The organism is Kitasatospora sp. NPDC091257, from assembly GCF_044757675.1.
Lineage (GTDB): Bacteria > Actinomycetota > Actinomycetes > Streptomycetales > Streptomycetaceae > Kitasatospora > Kitasatospora lactacystinica.
This window is the reverse complement of sequence record NZ_JBIVVI010000642.1, coordinates 1-5,254: the sequence shown is the minus strand read 5'-3', so window position 1 is coordinate 5,254 and position 5,254 is coordinate 1. Positions and strand designations below refer to the sequence as shown.

The 5,254-nt window shown below is 73.4% G+C and carries 5 protein-coding genes and 1 pseudogene; 4 read left to right on the top strand and 2 right to left on the bottom strand.

The genetic code is table 11. The annotated features are described in order from the left end of the window. A pseudogene (locus tag ACIQOV_RS26280) lies at positions 1 to 930 on the bottom strand (hypothetical protein); the annotation flags it as partial. A 425-nt stretch (positions 931 to 1,355) separates the two neighbouring features. Between ACIQOV_RS26280 and ACIQOV_RS26275 the strand changes: the two are divergent. Together ACIQOV_RS26275 and ACIQOV_RS26270 are read left to right on the top strand one after the other, a co-directional pair. Continuing rightward, positions 1,356 to 3,428, top strand: coding sequence for an MFS transporter (locus ACIQOV_RS26275; protein ID WP_401052464.1), 2,073 nt, complete (start codon positions 1,356 to 1,358; stop codon positions 3,426 to 3,428). Positions 3,429 to 3,472: 44 nt separating this feature from the next. Then, positions 3,473 to 3,955: a CYTH domain-containing protein gene (locus ACIQOV_RS26270; RefSeq protein ID WP_401052462.1), complete on the top strand. Its 483-nt coding sequence runs from the start codon at positions 3,473 to 3,475 to the stop codon at positions 3,953 to 3,955. 14 nt (positions 3,956 to 3,969) lie between these two features. On the opposite strand, the gene ACIQOV_RS26265 is transcribed toward ACIQOV_RS26270, so the two are convergent. Next, a complete protein-coding gene (locus ACIQOV_RS26265; protein ID WP_380352564.1) occupies positions 3,970 to 4,461 on the bottom strand; it encodes a MarR family winged helix-turn-helix transcriptional regulator in 492 nt (163 codons plus the stop codon). 47 nt (positions 4,462 to 4,508) lie between these two features. On the opposite strand from ACIQOV_RS26265, the gene ACIQOV_RS26260 reads away from it, so the two are divergent. Both ACIQOV_RS26260 and ACIQOV_RS26255 read left to right on the top strand, forming a co-directional pair. Continuing rightward, a complete protein-coding gene (locus tag ACIQOV_RS26260; RefSeq protein ID WP_401052459.1) occupies positions 4,509 to 4,919 on the top strand; it encodes a cupin domain-containing protein in 411 nt (136 codons plus the stop codon). Positions 4,920 to 5,020: 101 nt separating this feature from the next. Continuing rightward, a partial coding sequence (locus ACIQOV_RS26255) for an antibiotic biosynthesis monooxygenase family protein (protein WP_401052458.1) occupies positions 5,021 to 5,254 on the top strand: 234 nt, incomplete at its 3' end.

Sequence of the window (5,254 nt, the reverse complement as noted above, 5' to 3'; positions counted from 1 at the left end):
GGGGGGTGGGGGGGGGTGGGGGGGGCGGGGGTGGGGGGGGGGGGTGGGCGTGGGGCTCGGCGCGTCGCTGGTCGGCGCCGCCGCGCTCGGGACGGGCGTCGCCAGGGTGGGCGGGTCCACCGGCGCGGGCGCCAGGGTGGTCGTCGGCAGCGGCTGCGCCTGCTTGGCCGGCGGCTCGTTGGAGGGCGTCACGGCGTACGCGACACCGATGGTGAGCGCCACCAGGGCGGCGCCGACCCCGGCGAGCAGCCCCTTGCGCCGGGCGAGCGGGTGCCGGTCGGCCTGTTCGGCCGCCCTCCTGGCGGCCCGTCCGCCACCGGTCTCCGGCCCGGGCGCGGCCTGACCGGTGTCGGAGGCCGGGCCGACGGAGAAGAGGCCGATCTCGTTCCCGGCCGGCCCCGAGGCCGGCGTTCGCGGTTGCGGGACCGACGGCAGCACGGTGGTGGCGTACGCCTCCGGGGGGGCGCCGGGGTCCGGGTAGCCGTCGGCCGCCGGGTAACCGTCGCCTGCCGGGTAGCCGTCGGCGCCCGGGTAGCCGTCGGCGCCCGGGTAGGCATGTGCGTCCGCGTAGCCGTCGGCGCCCGGGTGGGCACCGACGCCCGGCCCGAACGGGGCCTGCCCCGGGGCGACGGGCGGCAGCACGGTGGTGGCGTACGCGTCCGCGTCCGGTCCGAGCGGCGGAGCGGCCGGCGGCCCGGGCTGCCCCGGGGGTACGGGCGGCAGCACCGTGGTCGCGAACGGGTCCACCACCGGTGCGTTCGGGTGGGTCTCGTCGGCCAGCTGGTCGGCGGTCTGCGGGACGTACGGGCGGACCAGCGGCGGGCCCTCGATGTGGGGCAGGACGGCGGTCTCGGTGAGGCTCGGGTCCGGGACGCAGCCGCACCCGGTGGAGCGTGCGGTGCCGCACGTCGGGCAGTGCTGGTCCGGCATCGGCCGGTCCTCCTCGGTTTCGCGTCGACTTCGCGGGCGGCTGTTCGGTCGTCGGGCTGTTCGGTCGTTCGGCTGTTCGGTGCGCCGTCCGGGCGGAACCGGGCGCACGATCGCGCCTGATTATGCAGGACCGCCCGAAGGGTGGACAGGGGCGTCCGTCCCCCCGCGGGGAGGTTGTGCCGATTGGTGCCGGTTGGCTCTCCGGAGAACGCCCGGGGCGCGGCGGTTGTCCCCGGCGCTTACGCTCGGCTCAACCCGGTGGAACAAATCGGGACGAACCAGCGAGCGTTGTGAGCTGGGAGTGATCATCTGGCCGGCCCGGCCGACGGGCCCGCGACCCCCCACGGAGACGCCATGCCCACGGAGACGTCGCGTGATGTCGACGGAGAAGCCATGGCCGACGGAGAAGCCATGACGGAGACGTCATGACGGAGCCGCACGCCGCGTCCGACCGGAGCGCCGCTGCCGGGACCGGCCCGCCGGCGGTCACCGTCCCCAACCTCTGGGTGCCGATCGGCGCTCTGCTGCTGGCGATGCTGCTGGCCGCCCTCGACCAGACCATCGTCTCCACCGCGCTGCCGACCATCGTCAGCGACCTCGGCGGCCTCGACCACCTCTCCTGGGTGGTCACCGCCTACCTGCTGGCCTCCACCGCCGCGACCCCGCTGTGGGGCAAGCTCGGCGACATGTACGGCCGGAAGCGCTTCTTCCAGGCCTCCATCGTGATCTTCCTGCTCGGCTCGGTGCTGTGCGGGATCGCCCAGAACATGGGCGAACTGATCGCCTTCCGCGCGCTCCAGGGCCTGGGCGGCGGCGGGCTGATGGTGCTCTCCCAGGCGATCGTCGGCGACCTCGTCGCCCCCCGGGACCGCGGCCGCTACCAGGGCCTCTTCGGTGCCGTGTTCGGCGTCACCAGCGTGCTCGGGCCGCTGCTCGGCGGAGTGTTCGTCGACCACCTCAGCTGGCGCTGGGTCTTCTACATCAACCTGCCGATCGGCATCGTCGCCCTGGTGGTGATCGCGACGGTGCTGCACGGGCGGGAGGTCCGGCGCGAGCACCGGATCGACTACCTCGGCACCGTCCTGATCGCCGCCGTCGCCACCTGCCTGGTGCTGATGACCTCGCTCGGCGGGACCACCTGGGCCTGGACCTCCTGGCAGACCGTCGGCCTCGGCGTGCTCGGCCTGGTGCTGCTGCTCGCCTTCGTCCAGGTCGAGCGGACCGCGGTGGAGCCGGTGCTGCCGCTGCGGCTGTTCCGTTCGCGGACGTTCAGCCTGGTCGCGGTGATCTCCTTCGTCGTCGGCTTCGCGATGTTCGGCGCGCTGACCTACCTGCCGACCTTCCTCCAGGTGGTCCAGCAGGTCTCGCCGACCTTGTCCGGCATCCACATGCTGCCGATGGTGCTCGGCATGCTGCTCACCTCGATCGGCTCCGGCCAGATCGTCGCCCGCACCGGCCACTACCGGATCTTCCCGATCGCCGGGACGGCCGTGACCACCGTCGGGCTGCTGCTGCTCTCCCGGCTGGACGAGCACAGCAGCACCGCCGAGATGAGCTTCTACTTCCTGGTCTTCGGCCTCGGGCTGGGCCTGGTGATGCAGGTGCTGGTGCTGATCGTGCAGAACTCGGTCGGCTACGAGGACCTCGGCGTGGCCACCGCGGGCGCCACCTTCTTCCGCTCCATCGGGGCCTCCTTCGGCGTCTCCATCTTCGGGACGGTCTTCGCCAGCGGCCTGCGCAGCCGGCTCGCCGACGCGCTGGCGGGGGTGCCGCTGCCGCCCGGCTTCCAGCCGGAGGCCATCACCGCCGACCCGCGGGTCATCCCCCAACTGCCGGCCGCCGTCCAGCCGGCGGTCTACCACGCGTACGCCGAGTCGATCACCCGGGTGTTCCTGTACGCGGTGCCGGTCGCGGTGGTCGCCTTCGTGCTGTCGCTGTTCCTGCGCGAGCAGAAGCTGCGCTCCACCGTCACCGCGCCGGACCTCAGCGAGTCCATCGGCGTCAATCCGGTCGAGCGCAGTTCGCTGGACGAGATCGCCCGCGCGCTCTCGGTGCTGAACGGCCGCGAGGCCCGGCGCGACCTCTTCCGGCGGATCACCGAGACCGCCGGACTGGACCTGCGGCCCGCCTCCAGCTGGCTGCTCCTCCAGATGCACCAGCACGGCTCGGTCGAGCCGGCCGAACTGGCCGAGCGGCGGATCGTCCCGGTGGCCGTCGTCGAGGAGGCCGCCCGGGAGGTGGAGGGCCGGGGGCTGGCGGCGCGGTCCGGCGGGCTGCCGCTGCGGCTCACCGAACCGGGGGAGGAGGTGGCGCTGCGGCTGGTCGCCGCCCGGCGCGCCCAGCTCGCCGAACTGCTGGGGGACTGGGACGAGGAGCGGTACGCCGAGCTCGCCGGGGTGCTCAACCGGCTCAGCTCCTCGCTCTGCGCGGACCTGCGGGACCGGCCGGACTCCTCGGGGCCGGAGCCGCCGTACCGTGGGGAGGGGCGGTCGTTCTGACCATGCGTCGGCCCGTCGGGTGTGGCAGGGAAGGATGGTGCGGCATGCCGCTCGAAATCGAGCGCAAGTTCCTGCTGGAGGCCTTCGAGCCGCCGGGCACGGCGGTGCGGCAGCGCATCGAGCAGGGGTACATCGCGATCAAGAGCGACGGGACGGAGGTGCGGCTGCGGCGGATCGGCGACAGCCGCGTCCTCGGCGTCAAGCGGAGCGCCTCCTCCTCGGAGGGATCCCCCGTACGGATCGAGGTGGAACGCGAGCTCGGGGAGCGGGAGTTCACCGAGCTCTGGCCGGCCACCGAGGGCGCCCGCCTGGTCAAGGACCGCTACACCTTCGAGGCGTCCGGCGTCACCGTCTACGCGGACGTCTACCAGGGGGAGTTGGCCGGGCTGCGCACCGTCGAGGTCGAGTTCGGTTCGGAGGCCGAGGCGGAGGCGTTCTCGGTGCCGGAGTGGTTCGGCGCCGAGATCACCGGCGTGAAGGCGTACAAGAACCAGACCCTCGCGACCCTCGGGCTCCCCGGGTCCTGACCTCGGTGCCGGGGTTAGGGCGCCCCGAACCAGCGCGGGGTGTCGAGGCGGAACGGGTCGCCGGGGGCGAGCCGGCGCAGGCCGTCCTCCAGCTGCCGCAGCTGCTCCTCGCCCAGGGTCGCGGCCCACTCCTCGCGCAGCTCGTCGAAGATCCGGGCGGAGCGGACCAGGCAGTCCACCCCGCGCCCGGTGAGCCGGACCAGCTTGCGCCGGGTGTCGGAGGGGTCCGCGGCGCGCTCGACGTAGCCGAGCTGCTCCAGGTTGTCGACGGTCTTGCCCGCCGCCTGCTTGGTGACGCCGAGGCGGCGGCCGAGTTCGGAGGCGGTGGTGCCGTGCGGGCCGATCGCCTGGAAGACGAAGCCGTGCATCGGGCGCAGGTCGGGATGGCCCTCGCGGGCGATGCGCTCGTGCAGCTCGTCGATGATCGTCCGGAAGGCGAGCAGCAGGCGCAGCGGCAGCTCGAAGCCCGGCGGGGGCGCTTCACTTGACACGATAGACAACCTCATTGACCATATAGACAACTTCATTGACCATCTTAGGGGGTTCCTTCACCATGCCCGTGATCCGCCGGACCGACGCCCGCCGCACCGCGACCCCGAACGCCGTCATGACCACCTACGCCTCGCCCACCCAGGGCTCCGCCGCCCTCGCCGTCTGGCACGTCGACATGGCCTCCGGCGCCAAGGGCCCGCTGCACGCCATGGACACCGAGCAGATCTGGACCCTGCTCACCGGCACCGCCCGGGTCGACCTGGCGGGGGAGGCCTTCACCCTCGCCGCCGGCGACACCGCCGTCCTCCCCGCCGACACCGTCCGGCAGATCGCCACCACCGACGGCTTCACCGCCGTCGTCGCCTCCCCGTCCCCCGCCCACGCCTACAACCCCGACGCCCGCACCCCCGAGGGCGCCTGCGGCCTCGCCCCGCGCGACGACCAGCGTGTCCTGCCGCCGTGGATCGCCTGAGCCCGACCCGCTCGCGCCCACGGGGACGGCCGGGGGCCCGCCCCGGCCGTGAGGTGTAGCAGACTGCTGCCGTAAGCAGTCCCCGGAGCAGAAGGAGCCCCATGTCCGTCGTCAAGATCAACGTGCTGACGGTGCCGGCCGAGCAGCGCGAGGTGCTGGAGCAGCGCTTCGCCTCCCGCGCCGGCGCGGTGGAGAACTCGGACGGCTTCGAGTGGTTCGAGCTCCTCCGCCCCGTCGAGGGCACCGACCAGTACCTCGTCTACACCCGCTGGCGCAGCGAGGAGGACTTCAAGGCCTGGATGGAGGGCCCCATGAAGGCGGCCCACCAGAACGGC

Excerpts from the sequence above, each read along its gene's own strand:
- ACIQOV_RS26275 (WP_401052464.1), top strand. The coding sequence starts at position 1,356 with ATGACGGAGCCGCACGCCGCGTCCGACCGGAGCGCCGCTGCCGGGACC.
- ACIQOV_RS26260 (WP_401052459.1), top strand. The coding sequence starts at position 4,509 with ATGCCCGTGATCCGCCGGACCGACGCCCGCCGCACCGCGACCCCGAAC.
- ACIQOV_RS26265 (WP_380352564.1), bottom strand. The coding sequence starts at position 4,461 with ATGAGGTTGTCTATCGTGTCAAGTGAAGCGCCCCCGCCGGGCTTCGAG.
- ACIQOV_RS26270 (WP_401052462.1), top strand. The coding sequence starts at position 3,473 with ATGCCGCTCGAAATCGAGCGCAAGTTCCTGCTGGAGGCCTTCGAGCCG.